This is a genomic window from Polaromonas sp. P5_D5 (assembly GCF_054049435.1).
This window is the reverse complement of sequence record NZ_JBFUMJ010000002.1, coordinates 994,731-1,014,712: the sequence shown is the minus strand read 5'-3', so window position 1 is coordinate 1,014,712 and position 19,982 is coordinate 994,731. Positions and strand designations below refer to the sequence as shown.

Here is a 19,982-nt window from a genome sequence, read left to right as displayed (position 1 = left end):
CTCCTGATTTGATAGCTGCTTGCGCCCGTCCCTATTGGACTGGGTGCATTTTTTGCTGAAGTTTTATGGCTAGGCGGCGTACGGATTGCGCAGCAGGATAGTGTGGTCACGGTCCGGGCTGGTCGAAATCATGTGGATCGGCACGCCAGTCACTTCCTCGATGCGGTGCAGGTATTTCTGCGCGGCAGCCGGCAGCTTGTCGTATTGCGTGACGCCCACGGTGCTCTGGCTCCAGCCCGGCAAGGTCTCGTAAATGGGTTTGCAGCGCTCGATCTCTTCAGCACCCATCGGCAGGATGTCGGTGATATGGCCGTCAAGCTCGTAGCCGGTGCACAGCTTGAGCTCGTCGATGCCGTCCAGCACGTCGAGTTTGGTGATGCACAAACCCGAGAGGCCGTTGACCTGGGCCGAGCGCTTGAGCAGCGCGGCGTCAAACCAGCCACAGCGGCGGCTACGTCCCGTGGTCACGCCTTTTTCGGCGCCCACGGTACTGAGGTGGTAGCCCACCGTGCCGGGCTTTTCCCAGTCGAGTTCGGTCGGAAAAGGCCCGCCGCCCACGCGGGTGCAGTAAGCCTTGGTGATACCGAGGATGTAATGCAGCATGCCCGGGCCCACGCCCGCGCCCGCGGCGGCATTGCCGGCCACACAGTTGCTGGAAGTGACATAGGGATAGGTGCCGTGATCGACGTCGAGCAAGGTGCCTTGCGCGCCTTCAAACAGCAGGTTGGCACCGGCCTCGTTGGCATCGTTGAGTTCGCGCGAAACGTCGGCCATCATGGGCTTGAGCAACTCGGCGTGGCGCATGGCTTCGGCGTAGACGGTGTCGAAGTCGACTGCCGGCGCATGCAGGTAGCCGGTCAGCACGAAATTGTGCAGGTCCAGCAGTTCACGCAGCTTGGCGGCAAAACGGTCTGGGTACTTGAGATCCTGCACGCGCAGCGCGCGGCGGGCAATTTTGTCTTCATACGCGGGGCCGATGCCGCGGCCGGTGGTGCCGATCTTGGTCGTGCCGCCCTTCTCGCGGTAAGCCTCGCGCGCGACATCCAGCGCGACGTGAAAAGGCAGGATCAACGGGCAGGCTTCGCTGACGCGCAGGCGCGAACGCACCTCAACGCCGGCTTTTTCCAGCCCCTCAATTTCTTCGAACAATTTGGCGGCCGACAACACCACGCCGTTGCCGATATAGCACTTCACGCCGGGGCGCATGATGCCGCTGGGAATCAGGTGCAGCGCCGTTTTCACGCCATTGATGACCAGCGTGTGGCCGGCATTGTGGCCGCCCTGAAAGCGCACCACGCCTTGCGACATCTCGGTCAGCCAGTCGACCAGCTTGCCCTTGCCTTCGTCGCCCCACTGGGTGCCCACGACCACGACATTACGGCCCGCGGCTGCGGTTTGTTTGTTTGTCATCTTCAATTCTCGTTAAGGTTTCGGGATAAAGCCGGGCGCAGGCCCTCAAGCGGCTTTTTTAAGGGGCTGGACCACCCATTGACCGGCAGCGTTTGCCAGTTCGCGGTCGCAATCAAACTCATTGACTTCATGTTCGTGGCCGGGCAGCACGCAGGCCACGGTTTCGCCGCCCGCACGCAGGCGGGCGATGGCGGCACGCAAGCCGGTATCTTCCCCCCATGGCGCACGGATGGCGGCCTTGAGGGCCCGGGGTGGCAGCACACTGACCAGCTCTTTGAGGTCAAGGCTGAAGCCTGCTGCAGGCCGGTTGCGGCCGAACACGGCACCGACTTCGTCATAGCGGCCGCCGCGCACCAGTTCGGCGCCCTGGCCGTAAATGGCAAAGCGGGTGCCGCTGTAATAGGCGTAGCCGCGCAGGTCGGCCAGGTCAAAACTGACCTTGACATCGCCTTTTTCACCCCTGGTGTGTGCGGCCAGCCATTTCAGGTTTTGCAGCGCCGCCTTAAGGCCTGTTGAGGGCGGCAGGATTTTTTCCGCTTCGGCCAGCACTTTCTCGTCACCATAAAGCTGCAGCAACGCCTTGAGACCGTCTCGCGCCACAGCCGAAATGCCGTCCTTGAGGCTGGCGATCAGGCTGCCGAGTTCGCTCGCGTCCTTGGCCGCCAGCGCGGCATGGATGAGCGCCAGTGTTTTGCCGTTGACGGTGGCGCCAGCCAGCAGGCTGTTGACGATGCGGACGTCCGCCATGTCCACGCTCAGTTCAGTGACACCGGCCGCCTTGAGGCCTTCCAGCGCCAGCTGCTGGGCTTCCAGGTCTGCTTCCAGTCCGGCATGGCCGTAGATTTCCGCGCCAAACTGCAGCGGTTCACGGGTGGCATGAGGGCGGTCGGCACGGGTGTGCAGCACCGGGCCGCAATAGCACAGGCGGGCAACACCGCTGCGGTTGAGCAAATGCGCATCAATGCGGGCTACCTGGGGCGTGGTGTCGGCACGCAGGCCCAGGGTGCGGCCGGAGAGTTGGTCCACCAGCTTGAAAGTCTGCAGATCTAGGGCCTCGCCGGTACCGGTCAGGAGCGACTCGAGGTGCTCGAGCAGCGGCGGCATGACAAGTTCATAGCCATAGCTGCGGGCGGTGTCGAGGAACAGACGGCGCAGCTCTTCGATGTGGCGCGCCTCGGAGGGCAGGACATCGGCAATTTGATCGGGCAATTGCCATGATGACGACCAGGCGGGCATTGTGATTTTCGTGGGCTGTTAAAAACAGCATTTTACCGGGCTTGAAGCGGGTTTTCGGCCCACTGAGGACCCAATGACGCACTCTGGCGGAAATACCTGCCAGTGGCCGGCTTGCCGAGGGAGGCGAAATCAGGCCAGCACAGCCAGCAGGATCAGGCCCGCCGCAATGCTGCACAAGCCGAAGAAGCGGATCTGACCGTTGCCCAGAGTGAGAATCTGCTCGAACATGCGGCGCCAGCCGCCGGGAGAGATGAAAGGCAACAGGCCCTCGATGACCAGCATCAGGGCCAGCGCCATCCAGAAGGTGTTGCCGTCCACGCCGGCTTATTTTTTGGCGGGTGCGGCGTTGCCGGAGCCTGGGCCGCGCATCGCCTTGAAAAAGTCGGATGAAGGGTCCAGAACCATCACGTCGCTCTTCTTGTTGAAGCTGGCTTTGTAGGCATCGAGGCTGCGGTAGAACTGAGCGAACTGCGGGTCGCGGCCGAACGATTCTGCGTAGGTGCGAGCGGCTTCGGCATCGCCCTCGCCTTTGACCTTTTGCGCATCGCGGTAGGCGTTGGCGATGGTGACTTCTCGCTGGCGGTCGGCGTCGGCGCGGATTTTTTCGCCTTCTGCCAAACCGGTAGAACGCAGTTCATTGGCCACACGTTGGCGCTCCGCAACCATGCGCTTGTAGACGGAATCGGTGATGGCTTCCACATAGTCCACGCGCGTGATACGCACGTCGACCACGTCAACGCCCCAGGGCTGCGCACCCTGCACGGCTTGAAGCACTTCCCGCTTGACGTCGGCCATCAGGGCTTCGCGCTTGAGCGAAAGCAGGTCCTTGACGGTGCGTTTGTTGATCTCTTCCTGGAAGGCATTGCGCACCACGCGGTTGAGCTGGTTGGCGCCGGTTTTTTCGTCCAGGCCGACGTTGCGGATGTAGTCGGTGGGCTGGATGATGCGCCAGCGCACGTACCAGTCGATCACGACACGCTGCTTTTCTGCCGTCAGCATGGGTTCGGCGTCGACGCTGTCGAGCACCAGCAGGCGCTTGTCGATGTAGGAGACGTTCTGGAACGGCGGCGGCATCTTGAAATGCAGGCCCGGCTCAGTGACCACATCCTTGATCTGCCCCAACGCATAAACCACGCCGAACTGCCGCTGGTCCACCACAAAAAGCGTGGAGCTGAGCAATGCCAGGATCACCAGCAACGAAGAAATGATAAATCCAACTCTATTCACGATCGTCTTCCTTAGCGTGTTTCACGATCGCGCGTGCGGGAAGCATCGCGGGATCGGGCATCAAGGGGCAAGCTGGAAACAGGCGCGGCAGGCACCGTTGGCGAAGACGCTGCGCCGGGAACCAGTGCGGGCTCTGCGGTACTGCCGACATCACCCTGCGTCGTCATCTGCATGATTTTGTCCAGCGGCAGGTACAGCAGGTTGGAGCCCTGACGGGACTCGACCATCACCTTGGTCACACTGGAATAAACCTGCTGCATGGCGTCGGTGTACATACGGTCACGGGTCACCTGGGGCGCCTTCTGGTATTCGGTCAGCACCGAACGAAAGCGCTGGGCATCACCCTGTGCCTGGGCCACGATTTTGGCTTTGTAGGCTTCAGACTCTTCCTTGAGGCGGGACGCGGAACCCACGGCACGCGGGATCACATTGTTGGCGTATGCCTGGGCTTCGTTCTTGGCGCGTTCGCGCTCCTGGCCGGCCTTGAGCACATCGTCAAACGCTGCCTGCACCTGCTCGGGGGGGCGCACACCGCTCTGCTGAAGGTTGATGCCGACAACTTCAACGCCGACCTTGTAACGATCGAGGATGGTCTGCATCAGGGCCCGCACGCGTGGCCCGATCTGGTCACGCTCTTCCGCCAGGGCGAGATCCATCTTCATTTTCCCGACCACTTCACGGACGGCTGTTTCGGCAGCTTGAACCACCGCCGCTGCAGGGTCCTTGCTTTCAAACAGATAGGCGCGCGCATCGTTCAGGCGGTACTGCACGGCAAACTTGATTTCAACGATGTTTTCGTCTTCAGTCAGCATGGCCGAGTCGCGCAGGCCTGTCGCCTTGATGATGACGTCACGGCCGACATCCACTGAACGGATCTGCGTGACCACAACGATTTCGTGGCGCTGCACAGGATACGGAAGCCGCCAGTTGAAGCCCGCGCCCACGGTGGAGTGGTATTTTCCGAACTGGGTGATGACGGCCTGCTGACCTTCCTGGACGATGAAAAACCCGGTGCCAAGCCAGATCAGCACCGCGACGCTGGCAATCAGTCCGACACCAATGCCGGCACTTTTCATGTCGGGCTGAAAGCCGCCGCCGCTGCCGCCGTTGTTTCCACCGCCATTACCGCGGCCAAATCCACCACGGTTGGGGTTGTTCTTGCCGCCGCCAAAAAGGCCGCCCAGCTTGCGGTTGAAGTCGCGCCAGAGTTCGTCCAGGTCGGGTGGGCCCTGGTTAGGTCCCTGCCCCTGTGGGCGGTTGGCGGGCCGGGTCGGTTGCTTGTCCTCCCGCGGAGCTTCGGGCTTGGTGTCGTCGGAGGACGGTTTGTCGTCATCCCGACCCCAGCGCGGATCATTGAGATTGAACATGCCTTGGGCGCGTTGCTTGAGCCGGCCTGGCAAGCTCGTCAAGGTCTGCAGCACGGGGTTCAGATTCATGGGATCAAACTCACTTTTTTTCGTTACACCGACATTGTGCCTAATGAAACCGCCATATCAGGCAAGGTCCTCGGCAGTTTGGGGGATTTCGTCGGCGGGCGGGTTGACCGCATAGCCAGCCAGCAGCGCCCGCAAAAGCGGCAGGCCTTCACCTGTCTGCGCACTCACGAACACCCGTTCAACGCTGCGGCTTGAGCCTTCAAACGCGTCCCTCAGTTCGAACATGTCTTGCAAGTGCAGGGGCAAGCTGTCCTTTTCAATAGCGTCCAGCTTGTTGAACACCAGTATTTGCGGCACATCGGCCGCGCCAATCTCCGAAAGCACACGCTGGACCTGCTCGATCTGCTCGAGGTAGTCGGGATTGGCGCCGTCCACCACGTGCAGCAGCAAGTCGGCATCCGCTGCTTCCTGCAGCGTTGCGGCAAAGGCATCAATCAAGCCGTGCGGCAGGTCGCGGATGAACCCCACCGTGTCCGACAGCGACACGGAACGCGCGGCGTCACCCAAATAAAGCTGCCTTGTGGTGGTGTCGAGCGTGGCGAACAGCTGGTCGGCCGCGTAGGCACGCGCCTTGACCAGCGCATTGAAGAGCGTGGATTTTCCCGCGTTGGTGTAACCCACCAGGGAAATCGTGAAGGAATTGCGGCGCTCGCGCTGCTTTCGCTGCGTTTGCCGCTGCTTCTTGACCTTGAGCAAGCGTTCTTTGGTGCGCTTGATCGCGTCACCGATCATGCGTTTGTCGAGCTCGATCTGCTTCTCACCCGGGCCGCCGCGCACGCCGGCGCCGCCGGTTTGCCGCTCCAGGTGGGACCAGCGCCGCACCAGTCGCGTAGACATGTATTGCAGCCGGGCCAGCTCAACCTGCAGCTTGCCTTCGTGGCTACGCGCGCGCTGGGCAAAGATTTCAAGAATCAGCAGGGTCCGGTCGTTGACCGGCATGTCCAGGTGCCGCTCCAGGTTGCGCTGCTGCGCCGGGCTGAGAGACTGGTCGAACAGAATTTCCGTGGCGCCGGTATCCAGCGCCATCAGCTTGATTTCGTCGGCTTTTCCGCTGCCGATGAAGAGCGCGGCGTCGGGCGCCTTGCGCCTGCAGGTGACGCGCGCAACCGGCTGCAGGCCTGCTGTTTGCGCGAGCAAACCCAGTTCCTGCAGATCAGCATCAAAGTTTGGCAACCCCAGATCGACCCCTACAAGAAGGACCAGGGGTTTCGGGCTCACCGGAGCATCGTACGAACTCAGCTGGCGGGGCTTTCTTCAGACTCGTTGGTCGCGAAATTTACGGCGCGACCTGGAACGATGGTGGAAATCGCATGTTTGTAGACCATTTGGGTCACAGTGTTGCGAAGCAGAACCACATATTGATCGAAGGATTCGATCTGGCCCTGCAATTTGATCCCGTTGACGAGATAAATGGAAACAGGAACATGCTCGCGACGCAAGGTGTTGAGAAATGGGTCCTGCAAGAGCTGGCCTTTGTTATTGCTCACGATATTTTCCGTGTTCAAAAGTTAATAGAACTTGACCTTACCACAGGGCGTGGCCCGGGTCATGTAGTCCTAGGCCGATTCCTTGTCTTTAAAGGGGTTGTGGGAGCTCTTCATCTGGATACGCAGCGGCGTGCCGACCAGGTCAAATTCCTTGCGGAAACGTCCTTCCAGATAGCGTTTGTACGACTCGGTGACATGCTCGAGCGAATTGCCGTGGATGATGATGATGGGTGGGTTCATGCCGCCCTGATGGGCATAACGCAGCTTGGGGCGGAAAACACCCGAGCGCTGGGGTTGCTGGAACTGCACGGCTTCCAGCAGCAGCCGGGTGAGCACCGGTGTGGACATCTTGCGGTTGGCCGATGCATGGGCCTGAACAATCGACTTCCAGACCGGCCCCAGGCCCTGCCGTTTGATGGCTGAGATTGGATGGATGGCGGCAAATTTGAGGAAACCCAACCGGGTCTCGATGGAGCGCTCGAGCAGCTCACGCTGGTAGGAGTCCACAGCGTCCGACTTGTTGATGGCCAGTACTACCGAACGGCCGCTTTCGAGGATGTAGCCGGCAATATGGGCGTCCTGATCGGTCACACCTTGGGTGGCGTCGAGCAGCAGCAGCACTACATTGGCGTTTTCGATGGCCTGCAGGGTCTTGACCACGGAAAACTTCTCGATGGCCTCAAAAACCTTGCCTTTGCGGCGCAGTCCTGCCGTGTCAATCAGCTCAAACTTCTGCCCGGCACGCTCAAAAGGCACAGAAATGGCGTCGCGGGTTGTCCCGGGCAAATCAAAGGCCACCAGGCGTTCTTCGCCCAGCCAGGTGTTGATCAATGTGGACTTCCCCACGTTGGGGCGTCCTGCCACGGCCAGACGAATCACAGAAGGATCTTGAGGCTCAGCCTCTTCGTCCGGATCCGGCAAATTGAGCGGCGCCAAGGCCATGTCAACCAGCGTGCGCATGCCTTGGCCGTGTGAGGCGGAAACCGCCAGCATCTCGCCCAGGCCCAATTCAAAGAACTCGGACAGCTGCACGCCTTCAGTCATGCCCTCGGCCTTGTTGGCAGTCAGGATGGTGGGTTTGCCCAGCTTTCGCAGGTATTTGGCAATATCGTGGTCCTGCGCACTGATGCCGGCGCGGGCGTCGACCACAAAGATGACCACATCGGCCTCCGCGACCGCCTGCCGGGTCTGCTTGGCCATTTCCTTGTAAATACCGGACGCCGCATCGGGTTCAAATCCGCCGGTGTCGATCACGATGTATTCGTGGGGTCCCAGCTTCCCGTTACCGTAATGACGATCCCGCGTCAGGCCGGCAAAGTCGGCCACGATCGCATCCCGCGTCTTGGTCAGCCGGTTGAAAAGCGTCGACTTGCCCACATTCGGACGGCCGACTAGCGCTATGACAGGTTTCATCAATCAGTTTCTGGCAGGACCGTAGGCCCTTATTGAGGCTGGAAGCCGTAAACACCACCGTTTTGCGTCACGGCGATCAGCGTATTGCCAGCAAGCACGGGCGTTGCCGCAATGGCTGAGCCATCGGTAGGCAGGCGATTGAGCAGTGAGCCGTCTTCGCGGGAAAGCAGGTGGATGTAGCCGGAAAAATCGCCCATGGCGATAGAGCGCCCGACGACCACCGGCGCCGTGAGGCTGCGGTAGCGCAGGCGGTCGGTGGACCACGCACGCTCACCATCGGTGCGGCGCCAGGCGTTCACAGTGCCATCAGCTTCCGTGCCGAACAGCAGGCGATCGTCTCCATCAATGCCCTGTACACCATTGGCCGGCTTGGCCCACAACAGGTTGCCGCGCACAGCGTTGACGCATCCAACGCTCGCCTGGAACGCCCGCGCGCAAACGATATCGCCCTGCCGGCTGACACGTCCCACCAGGTCGACGAGCCGCTCCACGTCATTGACGCCGCGAGGCGTGGCAATCGGCGCCTCCCAACGGATGCTACCGTTGGACGGGTTAAGACCCACGAGGCGTCCGGCCAAACCGACGACCAGCGTATCGCCCACCGCCAGCATGACGCCGGACTGACGAAGCACCAGGGGCTCGTTGGGCCGCTGCTGCGCCCAAAGCTTGCGACCCGTCAGCCCGTCAAAGGCCGTGACCGAACGGTCTGCGGCCAGGACAAATACCCTCAAGCCAGCCACGAAGGGAGCGGAAAATGCCTGGGCGCCCAGCTTTTGGCGCCAGAGTTCCTTGCCATCCTGCAACGCGATGACTTCATTGGCCTTGGTTACCACGGCAACGACCTTGCTGTCGTTTCCAGCACCGGCGGCCAAGGGTGTATTCAGCGCAAGGCGCCAGAAATCGCGGCCAGTTTGGGCATCCAGCAAAGCCACTGTGCCGTCACCACTGGCCACTGCCACGGTGTTGCCCGAAACCCCCATCTCAAGCGGGAAGTTCACCTGCCCCACGCGGGTGGTCCATATCTGGCGCGCAGACACCAATCCAGTGACCGGCTGAAGTTCCGCGGGTTGCGGTTTTGCAGGACCGCCACCGAAAAAGGAACAGCCACTCAGAATCGCTATCAAAACAATAGCTGCCGGCGCACGCACCGCTTGGACCAGAGGCCTAAAAGATTGATAAATCATTTCTTCACCTCTTTATTTGATGGCGCATCGGCCTTGGTTGTCCCTGCGCTGGGATCAACCCCCAGCGCGTTGAGCTTGACCTCAACCAGACGCCGGTACTCGGAGCGCTCGTCAAGCCCCTTGTAAGCCTTTTCGTATTCACTTTTCGCCTCTGACTTCTTTCCCTGCGCTGCCAGAATATCGCCACGCCGGTCGGCGACCAATGCCGTGAAGTCCTTCGGAAATGGGCCCGAAACCTGCTGCAGGGCCTCGTCGTAAGACTTCTTCTCAATCAGCAGCCCCGCCAGGCGCAACCGGGCAATGGCCTGATAGCCCTCATCAGAGGCTTTTTCAGCGACCCAATTCAGGGCAGCACGCGATGCGTCGACATTGCCTTTGTCGTAATAAGCCTTGGCGGCAAGCAGTCCCGCCTGTTGCGCGTACGTTGTCCGGCCAAAACGATCCTTCATGTCGGCCAATGAGCGGTCAATTTTTGCCACGTCACCGGACTGCACAGCGCGCTCGACTTCGTCATACATGACCGAAGCCTGGGCTGCCTGGTTACGCTGCCAGTACTGGTATCCGTTCCATGCGGCAAAGGCGCCAAGCACCACAATCAGGGCCCAGGTGATCATGTCACCGTACTGCTTCCAGAAGTGCTTGAGCTCGTCAAGCTGTTCCTGTTCTTCCAAATCGAGATGTTTTGCCATAAAAGTCTTTGTTCTGCCCCGGAAATGGTGCGGATTGAGTTGGGGTGATTGTAGAGGCCCGGCCAGCACTCCAAATGGCCGGCCGTGGCGGCTCAGCCGCGCAGGCTGTGAGCCCAGGCCATGACATCCCCCAAGGGCTGGAGTGCCTGGGCCTGCAAGGCTTGGTCTTTTTCGCCCCGCAGGTGTTTGACGGCAACACAGCCTTGAGCGAACTCGGTTTCGCCAAAAATCAGGGCGTAGCGCGCACCGCTACCGTCAGCTTTCTTGAACTGGGACTTCATGCTGCCCATGCCATCGCCTGTGCCGGCGTGCATCTGCACGTTGATGCCAGCAGCGCGCAAGGCTTCGCAGGTTGCCATCACGGTTGGCATCATCTCGGCAGACGGAACGATCACGTAGACGTCGGGGCCGCTCACCGGCGGCAACACGCCCACCGCCTCAAGCAGAAGCAGCATTCGTTCCACACCCAGGCCCCACCCTACCGCAGGCGTTGGCTTGCCGCCAAGCTGCTCGAACAGGCCGTCGTAACGGCCACCGCCGCAAACCGTACCCTGTGAGCCAAGCTTGTCGGTGACCCATTCGAACACCGTGAGGTTGTAGTAATCCATGCCACGCACCAGGCGCGGATTAATGCGATAGGCCAGCCCTGCCGCGTCGAGCACCGCGCGCACCGCGTTCAGGTGCGCCAGCGAGGCCTCGCCAAGGAAGTCCATGAGCTGCGGAGCGGCTTCCACGACGGATTGCATGGCAGGATTTTTGGTATCGAGGATGCGCAACGGGTTGCTGTGCAGCCGGCGTTTTGCATCTTCGTCAAGCACGCCGGCATGCGCCTCAAAGTGCGTGATCAGCGCGGCACGGTGCGCCATTCGCTCGCTGGGCTGGCCCAGGCTGTTCAGTTCGAGCCGCACGTGCTCCATCGGAATGCCCAGGTCGTGCAGCAGCGCTCGGCACATGAGAATTTGCTCGGCATCCACATCGGGTCCGGCAAAGCCCAGCGCTTCAACGTCGATTTGGTGAAATTGGCGATAACGCCCCTTCTGTGGCCGCTCATGACGAAACAGCGGCACCGCCGACCAGACCCGTATCGGCCCGTTGTACAGCGCGTTGTGTTCGATCATCGCGCGCACAATACCGGCAGTAGCCTCAGGGCGCAACGTGAGCCGGTCGCCATTCATCGAATCGACAAAGGAATACATCTCCTTTTCGACGATGTCGGTCACCTCGCCAAGACCACGCACAAACAGCGCGGTCGGCTCGACGATCGGCGTGCGTACATTGGCGTAGGCATAGCGGGCCATCAACGCGCGCACCTTGGCTTCGAACCACTCCCAACGAGCCGACTCCTGCGGCAGGATGTCGTTCATCCCCTTGACGCCTGTCAGTTTTTTCACTTTGGCCACGGCGGATTTTTCTACCGGGCCGGTAGCTGCTTTTTCAACCATGGGTATTACGCAGCTTCAGCGACGGTGTGCGTGCCAAAGCGTTTTTCAATGTAGTTTTCAACAATGACCTGGAATTCCTGCGCAATGTTGTCGCCACGCAAGGTCAGTCTTTTTTCACCATCAATAAACACCGGTGCGGCCGGCGCCTCGCCGGAGCCGGGCAGGCTGATGCCGATATCGGCATGTTTGCTTTCACCCGGTCCATTGACGATACAGCCCATGACGGCGACCTTGAGCCCTTCGACGCCGGGATATTGTTCGCGCCAGACAGGCATCTGAGCACGCAGAAAATCGTCAATTTGCTTGGCCAGCTCCTGGAAGGTCGTACTGGTGGTACGTCCGCAACCTGGGCATGCCGTCACACTGGGCACAAAGGTCCGCAAACCAAGCGCCTGGAGAATCTCTGACGCAATAACCACCTCCTGGGTGCGGGCCTCACCCGGCTGGGGTGTTAGGGAAACGCGAATGGTATCGCCAATGCCTTCTTGCAGCAGGATCGATAACGCCGTGGCAGAAGCCACCGTGCCCTTGGTGGCCATACCGGCTTCCGTCAGCCCCAGGTGAAGCACGTGATCTGTGCGCCGGGCCAATTCTCGATAGACCGAAATCAGGTCCTGAACACCGCTTACCTTGCAGGAAAGGATGATCTGGTGACGAGGCATTCCCATTTCTTCAGCGCGCCGGGCGGAATCGATCGCGGACGTAATCAATGCTTCATACATGACTTGCCTGGCATCCCAAGGGACTGCACGCGCACTGTTCTCATCCATCAAGCTGGCCAGCAGTTCCTGATCAAGGCTGCCCCAGTTCACACCGATACGCACTGGTTTTTTCCAGCGCATGGCAACCTCTATCATTTGGCCAAACTGCCGGTCACGTTTGTCGCCCTTGCCAACATTTCCAGGATTGATGCGGTATTTGGACAACGCCTCCGCGCAAGCGGGGTAATCCGTCAACAACCTATGGCCGTTGTAATGAAAGTCCCCTATCAGTGGAACGTCGATCCCCATCCGATCGAGTTGCTCACGCACATGCGGAACAGCCTGCGCCGCTTCCGGCGTGTTGACGGTGATGCGAACCATCTCGGAACCCGCCAACGCCAGTTCCTTGACTTGAATCGCGGTACCAATGGCATCCACCGTGTCGGTATTGGTCATGGACTGGACGCGCACCGGCGCATCACCGCCGACGGTCAAAATACGGCCGCCCCATGACACCTGTGACTGGAGAGAGCGCCGCGCTTTGGGAAAAGCGGACTCGATCGGGAGGCAACCCTTCGTCATTATTTCACCTCAAATCGGGCAACATTGTCCCTGGCCACGCTGCTCAGATCAAAAGCCTGACCGCGCACCTGCACTTGCGTCACATCTGCCTTACCCACCACGGCGGCCAGTGGCAACGCCCCGGACGCCCCAGCGACCTCTCCGGCGGTCAGAGTACGGCGCAGCACAACCGTTCCCTTGGCATCCGTCACCTCCACCCAGGACTCGCCTCTGGCGCGAAAAGTCACGATACCCGCCGGTGCCGCTGGCGATACAGGTGCAGCAACACCACTTGCCACTGGCACCGGAGCAGGCTGAACGGCCGGACCAGGTAGAGAGGTAGTTGTCGTCACAACAGGGCCGGCAGAAGAGCCGGCAACCGTGGCAGCACCGGTGCCTGAAAAAGTCTCATGACTCTGCTCTGTGGGAAAAACAGGCTTGGCGTCGTTTACCAATCCTCCGCCCGTCATCGCCACAGCTGCGGGCAGCGGTTTGGCGGCCTCGGCACCGCCAGCTTGCATCTCGCTATCACTCTGACCCTTCGTGGCATCCGGCTTGATGACTGGCAGGAAAATCAATACCAGAGCACCAAGCAACAACGCCAGGCCAGCCAGCACTGCAGGCTTCGAAACCTGGGTCCACACAGCAGGCCGGGGGCCTTCCCCTGGCGAGCGAAACGGTGCATTGATGCCAGCACCTTGGTATATCAGCTTGGGGGCGCTGGTTTGAGGCAAGCGTTCAAGCACAGGGGCCGCATCCAGTTTCAGGCTACGGCACACGCTGGAAGCCAGGGCCCGAACAAAAACAGCATCCGGCAGCAAGTCAAAGCGATCCAGCTCCAGCGCTTCGAGTTTTTTTACCGGAACCTTCAAAGATACCGCGAGGGCCGCGATATGTATGCCTGCAGCCTCTCTTGCCTCACGAAGCAGTGTGCCTGCCGTGGGCTCGAAGTCAGTACCCCGGTCAACGCCAGACGCAGCCATTCCAGATATGGCCTCCCCAGCCGATGCAACAACGTCAGCGTCACTCATTGAACGCCCCTTTGTCATAAGCAGCAGCCTCCCGGGACTGCGCAAAACGCTTTTTTAGCTGATCACCGAGCTGCCGTACCGTATCCCGGTTGTTTAATTTACGCTCGATTTTGATGCCTAGCCACAGGGTTTCAGCATTTGCAAGATCACTGTTGTTCAGTCGTCGTATGTAAAACTGCGCCCGAGTTAGATCGCCACGATCGTTCAAAAGACTAGCCAGGTTGTAACCAGTAACAGGATTTCCTGCATCCAATTCATAAGACTGCAGGAGGCTTTGCTCGGCTTCTGCATGCTGTCCAGCACGAACCTGACAAACCCCCTGCGCCATCAGCGTTTTGGCCTTGCCTGCGTATGTTGGGTTCGCCACGGCCTGGGCAAAGAACCGAGAAGACTCGTTATAGCGTCCTTGCTGGCACATCAACCATCCATAGTTATGCGCAACATCCGCATCGCGGGGATTCAATGCAAGAGCCCTGCGAAAACTATCCTCAGCCAGAGGAATATCGTTAAGACGCATGTACACCAGTCCGCGCAGGTTGTAGGCCTCCGCAAAAGTTGGATCCGTGGTCAGCGACTGCTTGATTTCGTCGAGAGCCACATTGGTTTGCCCCTGTTCGAAGTAGCCCGAAGCCAATTCAAGCCGAAGACGCGCACGCCTGCGCTGATCAGGCTCGTCTGATTCCGTAATAATGTCAGTGCGGTTGCCCGGAGACCCTGGAGCGCCTGCGTGATTGGCGCATCCTGCGAGCAATACTGCCAGCCAGCAGGCTGGAACCCAGATCATATTGGCGCGAAATCTCATGTACCCATCCCTTTGGCCACTACGACCTTGATTCCCCCGAGCATACCTTGCCGCTGCGCCGCCATGCGCTGATCCACACCTGTGCGGTCCTGTACATCGCCAGCCAGTTGCCCGCAAGCTGCATCGATATCGTCCCCCCGGGTTTTTCTAACGGTTGTCACAATACCCGCATCCATCAGGATTTTCGCAAATGCCATCACCTGCGGCATGTCAGAACGCTTCAACCCCGAAGCCGGAAATGGATTAAAGGGAATCAGGTTGAATTTGCAGGAGAGCCCTTGCGCTGCCTGGGCCCGAACCAGCGATACGAGCTGACGCGCATGCTCTGGCTGGTCGTTCACACCATCGAGCATGCAATACTCAAACGTGATGAAGTCCCGGGGTGCCGATGACTGATAGCGGGTACAAGCCGCAAGCAGTTCGGCTATGGGGTATTTTTTATTCAAAGGCACAAGGTTGTCGCGCAGCCCATCTTCCGGTGCATGCAGCGATACAGCCAAGGCTACCGGGCAGTCCCCGGCCAACCGATCAATCATGGGCACAACGCCCGATGTCGATACCGTCACCCGTCGGCGTGATAGGCCATAACCATGGTCGTCAAGCATGACCTTCAGGGCTGGCAGGAGCTGCGAGTAGTTCTGCAGGGGCTCACCCATGCCCATCATGACGACGTTGGAAATCACCCGTTCATCCCTGCCTAGATGCTGCCGCAGGAAATGCTCGGCAAACCATAGCTGGGAAACGATCTCTCCCGTGGTCAGGTTACGGCTGAAACCCTGATGACCCGTGGAGCAGAACCGGCAACCAACAGCACAACCGGCCTGCGAGGAAATGCACAATGTTCCTCGGTCGGTTTCGGGAATAAAAACAGTTTCAATGATATCGCCTGCACCGACATCAAATAACCATTTGATAGTGCCATCGGCGGAATCGTGCCGGGAAACCACCGTGGGGCTTACGACCTGAGCTGATCCTGCCAGCTTGTCGCGCAGGGATTTTGCCAAATCCGTCATTTGCCCGAAATCTGCAACCCCTTTTTGGTGGATCCAGCGGAAAAGCTGTGTGGCGCGAAAACGCTTTTCACCAAGCTGCCCACAAAAGGCCGCCAAACCATCCAGATCGTAGTCAAGAAGGTTGGCAGTCATCGCAGTAGAGAACCGACTGAACTGCCCCAAGCAAGCGACGGCCCTGGCTGGGTGTAGCAAAGCATGGGGCGAGACATAGTTAACGCGAGTAAACGTTCATGCCGGGAAAGAAGAAAGCAATTTCCACCTTGGCCGTTTCAGCGGCATCCGAACCATGGACGGCATTGGCATCAATGCTGTCTGCGAAATCCGCACGAATGGTGCCGGCGGCAGCCTTCTTCGGATCGGTAGCTCCCATCAGATCACGGTTTTTCAGGATGGCGCCCTCACCTTCCAGCGCCTGGATCATGACGGGACCGGAAATCATGAAGGAAACCAGGTCCTTGAAGAATGGGCGCTCTTTGTGCACCGCATAAAAAGCCTCAGCCTCGCCTTGCGACAAGTGAGCCATCCTGGCGGCCACAATCTTCAAGCCAGCAGCTTCAAAACGCGCATAGATTTGCCCAATGACGTTTTTCGCCACGGCGTCGGGTTTGATGATGGAGAGAGTGCGCTCGATTGCCATGAGATTTCCTTAACTTAAATTTTTTGGAGTCGTAAATTATTCAAAAATTTGAATAAAGCCCATGATTTTAACCTGTAGGCGTATTGGCTCAAATCAACCTTGCGGTTTGAGGTGCCTCTGCGGGGTCATCGATTTCCGCCACGGCTCCCACCGCCGCGATTGCCGCCCCCCCGGTTTCCACCACCGGCACCGCCGCGGCGCGGTCCACCGGTACCGTTTCCGCCCGTACCACCGCCCCCGCGACGCTGCTGACCCTGGCCTTGCCCCTGTCGCTGCCGGGTAAAAGTGTCCGCACCGATATAACCAAATGAGGTTTTCATCGGATCGGGCTGCGCTCCTCCGGCAGCTTTGTCACCACGGTCATCCCGCCGTTTTTGTCCCTGTACTCCATTGCCGTTGCCTTGCGGCTGGCCGGTCCGGAAACCACCACCCGGATTGCCGCCCTGGTTGCGCCCCTTGCCACCGCGGCGCCGGTTTCCACGGGATGCAGAATCGTTAAGATTCAGCGGCGGTTGCAACTCATGTGGATCATGAATCTCCTGATCGTCCCCCGATCCGCCTTGTACCGGCGCTTGAGATGCTTCGCTGTTTGGCGCTGACGGCCGTCCGCGGTCCCCGCGCTGTCGTTCGTTTCGGCGCGGTCCCCGTCTCGGTGGCTCACCCCCCTCCCCATGAATGCCGGCTCCCTGCGCCCCCTCAAGCACTGCGCGAGATTCAGAACGGGTCAAAGCGTTTGTCAGGGCCCAAATATCGCGCTCATCAAGCTCGACAAACGCGCCACGCTTAAGGCCGCGCGGGAGAACCATGGCCCCATAGCGGATGCGAATAAGGCGACTGACAGCGTGCCCCACTGCCTCAAACATCCGTCTGACCTCGCGGTTACGCCCCTCGGAAATGGTGACCTTGTACCAGCAGTTAGCGCCTTCCCCCCCTCCGGCTTCAATGGAGCTGAACTGGGCCATGCCGTCATCCAGGTTCACACCTTCGAGCAGACGTTTTTTCTCTTCGTTACTGAGCGCACCGAGCACACGGACAGCGTACTCACGCTCCAGGCCGAAACGCGGATGCATCAGCTTGTTGGCCAATTCACCCGAACTGGTCAGCAGCAGAAGGCCCTCCGTATTCAAGTCGAGGCGACCGACCGATTGCCACTTTCCCTGGAACAGCTTGGGTAAACGGCGAAAAACGGTCGGACGGTTTTGCGGGTCATCATGCGTGACCACCTCTCCGGTGGGCTTGTGATAGGCAATCACCCTCGGCGGCGGCGGGTCGATACGCACCCGGATTGGCTTGCCATTGACTTTGACCGTATCGCCAAACTGGATGCGTTGTCCTATATGGGCAGGCTCAGCGTTGACCGAGATTCGCCCCTCCAGAATCAGTTGCTCCATCTCCAGCCGTGAACCCAGCCCCGCCTGGGCAAGCACTTTGTGCAACTTGGGGGTTTCGGGCTGGGGCGCGAGCACTCGCTTGGGCAATGCCAAGGCAACGTCTTCCTCATCAGCATCGAATTGCCCCGTCACGACATCCTCAAACCGGATGGCACCCGGGGCTGGGGCGTTGCGGCCGGCTGAAGGCCGCGGCGCTGGAGCACGGATGGCTTGCGCGGGGCCGGACTCGGAGCGTGCTATTGCTTCCGGCAAATCTTGCAAGGCTTGCTCCTCTATGAGCACCTTGTCCTGCGGCTCACGAGGTGTGTCCGCAGATTCGGAAGCAGGAGGGTCTTGTTGGGTCATGATTTACATTCGGGTGGGCTCATCGCCACCGGTCTCATTGCTCTCAAGAGGCTCGGTATCACTGTCGCCAGCGACCTCTGATTGCGTGTACAGAGTTGGCGCCTCGGCGATCTCACCAATCTCAAACTCTTCAACCGTGCCTGACACGGGCTCCAGCACAGCAGGCTCCAGCACAGCAGGCTCCAGCACAGCAGGCTCAAGCCGCTCAACATCTGTACCATCCGCGTCCGCCTCCGGCTTGCCCGCAAGTTCAGAGATGCCAAACTCAATCTGCTCGAGCATCGGAAGCTGATTCGGGCTGTCGTCCATCACGGGAAGCTGGTCCAGCGACTCGACCCCAAGGTCGTCAAGAAACTGCCGGGTGGTGGCATAAAGTGCCGGCCGGCCGACAGTTTCCCGATGGCCGATCACCTCCACCCACCCGCGGTCTTCGAGCTGCTTGAGGATCATGCTGTTGATCGTGACTCCCCGGATGTCCTCCATGTCACCGCGCGTCACCGGCTGACGATACGCAATGATGGCCAAGGTTTCCAGTGTGGCACGGCTATAACGCGGGGGTTTTTCGGGGTGCAGCCGGTCCAGATATTCACGCATCTGCGGCCTGCTTTGAAAGCGCCATCCCGTCGCCACGTGAACAAGTTCCACGCCACGACCAGACCAATCGCTTTGCAACTCCTCAAGCACCAGCTTGAGGCTGTCCGCAGTCAATACCCCGTTAAACAGAACTCCCATTTCGCGCAGGGGCAATGGTTGCTGCGCGCAAATAAGTGCTGTTTCGAGGACGCGTTTTGCATCCGTCGTATTCATGATTGTGGTCGTTCCGAAAAAAAGCGGAAAAAAAGGCCGGGAAAACGTGGGTTCGGCGCTTGGCGCGCAGGGCACCCAATACGCAATCTCCTGATCAGGATGCCATGGTGCAGGTAGCTGAAAACTACTGGATTTGATTGTATATCAGGCCCAAACCGGAAATAGCGGCCTGAAGGTCGGCCGGAGGGTCCGACCGGAATTCCATCACTTTGCCAGTCACCGGATGCTCGAATGCCAGCCGGCACGCATGCAGCGCCTGACGGCCAAGCCCAGGAGCAGGAGCCCCCCCGTACAACTCGTCGGATACCAGGGGATGGCCAATGAAGGCCATATGGACCCGGATTTGGTGCGTGCGACCGGTGTGCAGCTTGCATTTGACCAGGCAGTGCTCACCGGCACTTTGAAGCAGCGACACCATAGTGGATGCCGACTTCCCGGCATTCTTTTCCAAGTCCACCACGGCCATCCGCAAACGGTTGCGTGGATCCCGCCCAATGGCAGCTTCTACCTGCCGGGTTTTCCCGCCCAGCCAGGCACCGTGGGCCAGTGCGACATATTCCCGGCTCACGTCGCGGGCGGCGATCAGGCCGACCAACTGGTCCATCACCGTCCGCTGCCGGGCGACCACCATCAAACCGCTGGTGTCTTTATCAAGGCGGTGAACAATGCCGGCGCGTGGCAGGAAGACGGCCTGCGGATCATGCGCGAGCAAGCCGTTCAACAAGGTCCCGCTCCAGTTGCCGGGCGCCGGATGCACAACCAGCCCGGCAGGTTTGTTGATCACCATCAGGTAAGCGTCCTCGAACACGATGTCCAGTGCCATCGCTTCAGGCCTGAATGCCTGGCTTTGCGGCGTTGGACGCAACTCAATGGCGAGTTCATCACCAGCCTTGACCTTCGTGGATGTCTTGGTGACTGTAGAGCCCCCGAGTTTCACCATGCCTGAGTCGATCAACTGCTGAAGATACGTGCGCGAGAACTCGGGCACAATGGCGGCCAACGCGCGGTCGAGACGGCTGCCATGGCTTTCGACCGGGACAGCTACCTGCCGCAACTCCACCTCGACAGCCGTATCGCCCTCCTCCAGCGCCTCATCGGGAACCTCCTCAGGCGCAGTAGCGCCCGATATAATCAATTTGCTTTGTTCTGAATCAGTCATCAAGAAGGTCG

The 19,982-nt window shown here is 59.8% G+C and carries 19 protein-coding genes; all 19 read right to left on the bottom strand.

What is annotated here, in order from left to right; all coding sequences use genetic code 11:
- Window positions 1–69: 69 nt before the first annotated feature.
- Complete coding sequence (locus tag ACXJKE_RS11375; protein WP_457280680.1) at window positions 70–1,410, bottom strand: adenylosuccinate synthase; 1,341 nt, start codon at window positions 1,408–1,410, stop codon at window positions 70–72.
- Window positions 1,411–1,455: 45 nt separating this feature from the next.
- Entirely contained in the window at window positions 1,456–2,646 is a 1,191-nt protein-coding gene (locus ACXJKE_RS11370; RefSeq protein ID WP_457280679.1) for an ATP phosphoribosyltransferase regulatory subunit, read from the bottom strand.
- 129 nt (window positions 2,647–2,775) lie between these two features.
- Complete coding sequence (locus ACXJKE_RS11365) at window positions 2,776–2,964, bottom strand: DUF2065 domain-containing protein (protein WP_457280678.1); 189 nt, start codon at window positions 2,962–2,964, stop codon at window positions 2,776–2,778.
- A 6-nt stretch (window positions 2,965–2,970) separates the two neighbouring features.
- The gene (gene hflC, locus ACXJKE_RS11360) at window positions 2,971–3,873 is read right to left on the bottom strand and encodes a protease modulator HflC (protein ID WP_457280677.1); all 903 of its coding nucleotides are present in this window, start codon (window positions 3,871–3,873) and stop codon (window positions 2,971–2,973) included.
- Between the two features lie 11 nt (window positions 3,874–3,884).
- On the bottom strand, window positions 3,885–5,309 hold the full coding sequence (gene hflK, locus ACXJKE_RS11355; RefSeq protein ID WP_457280676.1) for an FtsH protease activity modulator HflK: 1,425 nt from the start codon (window positions 5,307–5,309) through the stop codon (window positions 3,885–3,887).
- A gap of 57 nt (window positions 5,310–5,366) precedes the next feature.
- On the bottom strand, window positions 5,367–6,548 hold the full coding sequence (gene hflX / locus ACXJKE_RS11350) for a GTPase HflX (protein WP_457280985.1): 1,182 nt from the start codon (window positions 6,546–6,548) through the stop codon (window positions 5,367–5,369).
- Complete coding sequence (gene hfq, locus ACXJKE_RS11345; protein WP_411883131.1) at window positions 6,545–6,814, bottom strand: RNA chaperone Hfq; 270 nt, start codon at window positions 6,812–6,814, stop codon at window positions 6,545–6,547. The genes hflX and hfq overlap by 4 nt, the downstream gene beginning before the upstream one ends.
- A gap of 51 nt (window positions 6,815–6,865) precedes the next feature.
- Window positions 6,866–8,209 (bottom strand): ribosome biogenesis GTPase Der, encoded by a 1,344-nt coding sequence (gene der / locus ACXJKE_RS11340; RefSeq protein WP_457280675.1) that lies wholly within the window; start codon window positions 8,207–8,209, stop codon window positions 6,866–6,868.
- Between the two features lie 29 nt (window positions 8,210–8,238).
- A complete protein-coding gene (bamB, locus tag ACXJKE_RS11335; protein WP_457280674.1) occupies window positions 8,239–9,393 on the bottom strand; it encodes an outer membrane protein assembly factor BamB in 1,155 nt (384 codons plus the stop codon).
- Window positions 9,390–10,082: a YfgM family protein gene (locus ACXJKE_RS11330; protein ID WP_457280984.1), complete on the bottom strand. Its 693-nt coding sequence runs from the start codon at window positions 10,080–10,082 to the stop codon at window positions 9,390–9,392. The genes bamB and ACXJKE_RS11330 overlap by 4 nt, the downstream gene beginning before the upstream one ends.
- A 92-nt stretch (window positions 10,083–10,174) precedes the next feature.
- Window positions 10,175–11,524: a histidine--tRNA ligase gene (hisS, locus tag ACXJKE_RS11325; RefSeq protein WP_457280673.1), complete on the bottom strand. Its 1,350-nt coding sequence runs from the start codon at window positions 11,522–11,524 to the stop codon at window positions 10,175–10,177.
- Between the two features lie 5 nt (window positions 11,525–11,529).
- Window positions 11,530–12,807, bottom strand: a complete 1,278-nt coding sequence (gene ispG / locus ACXJKE_RS11320; RefSeq protein ID WP_457280672.1) for a flavodoxin-dependent (E)-4-hydroxy-3-methylbut-2-enyl-diphosphate synthase — start codon at window positions 12,805–12,807, stop codon at window positions 11,530–11,532.
- Window positions 12,807–13,835 (bottom strand): helix-turn-helix domain-containing protein, encoded by a 1,029-nt coding sequence (locus tag ACXJKE_RS11315; protein WP_457280671.1) that lies wholly within the window; start codon window positions 13,833–13,835, stop codon window positions 12,807–12,809. Before ACXJKE_RS11315 ends, ispG begins: the two co-directional genes overlap by 1 nt.
- A complete protein-coding gene (pilW, locus tag ACXJKE_RS11310; protein WP_457280670.1) occupies window positions 13,810–14,619 on the bottom strand; it encodes a type IV pilus biogenesis/stability protein PilW in 810 nt (269 codons plus the stop codon). The genes ACXJKE_RS11315 and pilW overlap by 26 nt, the downstream gene beginning before the upstream one ends.
- Complete coding sequence (gene rlmN, locus ACXJKE_RS11305) at window positions 14,616–15,764, bottom strand: 23S rRNA (adenine(2503)-C(2))-methyltransferase RlmN (RefSeq protein WP_457280669.1); 1,149 nt, start codon at window positions 15,762–15,764, stop codon at window positions 14,616–14,618. The genes pilW and rlmN overlap by 4 nt, the downstream gene beginning before the upstream one ends.
- A 79-nt stretch (window positions 15,765–15,843) precedes the next feature.
- A complete protein-coding gene (gene ndk, locus ACXJKE_RS11300) occupies window positions 15,844–16,269 on the bottom strand; it encodes a nucleoside-diphosphate kinase (RefSeq protein ID WP_457280668.1) in 426 nt (141 codons plus the stop codon).
- Window positions 16,270–16,394: 125 nt separating this feature from the next.
- Window positions 16,395–18,005: a pseudouridine synthase gene (locus tag ACXJKE_RS11295; RefSeq protein ID WP_457280667.1), complete on the bottom strand. Its 1,611-nt coding sequence runs from the start codon at window positions 18,003–18,005 to the stop codon at window positions 16,395–16,397.
- A 3-nt stretch (window positions 18,006–18,008) separates the two neighbouring features.
- Window positions 18,009–18,812 (bottom strand): SMC-Scp complex subunit ScpB, encoded by an 804-nt coding sequence (gene scpB / locus ACXJKE_RS11290; protein ID WP_457280666.1) that lies wholly within the window; start codon window positions 18,810–18,812, stop codon window positions 18,009–18,011.
- A gap of 124 nt (window positions 18,813–18,936) precedes the next feature.
- Window positions 18,937–19,971, bottom strand: a complete 1,035-nt coding sequence (locus tag ACXJKE_RS11285) for an RluA family pseudouridine synthase (protein WP_457280665.1) — start codon at window positions 19,969–19,971, stop codon at window positions 18,937–18,939.
- Window positions 19,972–19,982: the final 11 nt, after the last annotated feature.

Bases quoted from the DNA above. Each gene is read 5' to 3' on its own strand.
- scpB (WP_457280666.1), bottom strand. From the start codon at position 18,812: ATGAATACGACGGATGCAAAACGCGTCCTCGAAACAGCACTTATTTGC.
- ACXJKE_RS11315 (WP_457280671.1), bottom strand. From the start codon at position 13,835: ATGACAAAGGGGCGTTCAATGAGTGACGCTGACGTTGTTGCATCGGCT.
- ACXJKE_RS11330 (WP_457280984.1), bottom strand. From the start codon at position 10,082: ATGGCAAAACATCTCGATTTGGAAGAACAGGAACAGCTTGACGAGCTC.
- ACXJKE_RS11285 (WP_457280665.1), bottom strand. From the start codon at position 19,971: ATGACTGATTCAGAACAAAGCAAATTGATTATATCGGGCGCTACTGCG.
- hflK (WP_457280676.1), bottom strand. From the start codon at position 5,309: ATGAATCTGAACCCCGTGCTGCAGACCTTGACGAGCTTGCCAGGCCGG.
- ndk (WP_457280668.1), bottom strand. From the start codon at position 16,269: ATGGCAATCGAGCGCACTCTCTCCATCATCAAACCCGACGCCGTGGCG.
- der (WP_457280675.1), bottom strand. From the start codon at position 8,209: ATGAAACCTGTCATAGCGCTAGTCGGCCGTCCGAATGTGGGCAAGTCG.
- pilW (WP_457280670.1), bottom strand. From the start codon at position 14,619: ATGAGATTTCGCGCCAATATGATCTGGGTTCCAGCCTGCTGGCTGGCA.
- bamB (WP_457280674.1), bottom strand. From the start codon at position 9,393: ATGATTTATCAATCTTTTAGGCCTCTGGTCCAAGCGGTGCGTGCGCCG.
- ACXJKE_RS11375 (WP_457280680.1), bottom strand. From the start codon at position 1,410: ATGACAAACAAACAAACCGCAGCCGCGGGCCGTAATGTCGTGGTCGTG.
- rlmN (WP_457280669.1), bottom strand. From the start codon at position 15,764: ATGACTGCCAACCTTCTTGACTACGATCTGGATGGTTTGGCGGCCTTT.
- ACXJKE_RS11370 (WP_457280679.1), bottom strand. From the start codon at position 2,646: ATGCCCGCCTGGTCGTCATCATGGCAATTGCCCGATCAAATTGCCGAT.
- ispG (WP_457280672.1), bottom strand. From the start codon at position 12,807: ATGACGAAGGGTTGCCTCCCGATCGAGTCCGCTTTTCCCAAAGCGCGG.
- hisS (WP_457280673.1), bottom strand. From the start codon at position 11,524: ATGGTTGAAAAAGCAGCTACCGGCCCGGTAGAAAAATCCGCCGTGGCC.
- ACXJKE_RS11295 (WP_457280667.1), bottom strand. From the start codon at position 18,005: ATGACCCAACAAGACCCTCCTGCTTCCGAATCTGCGGACACACCTCGT.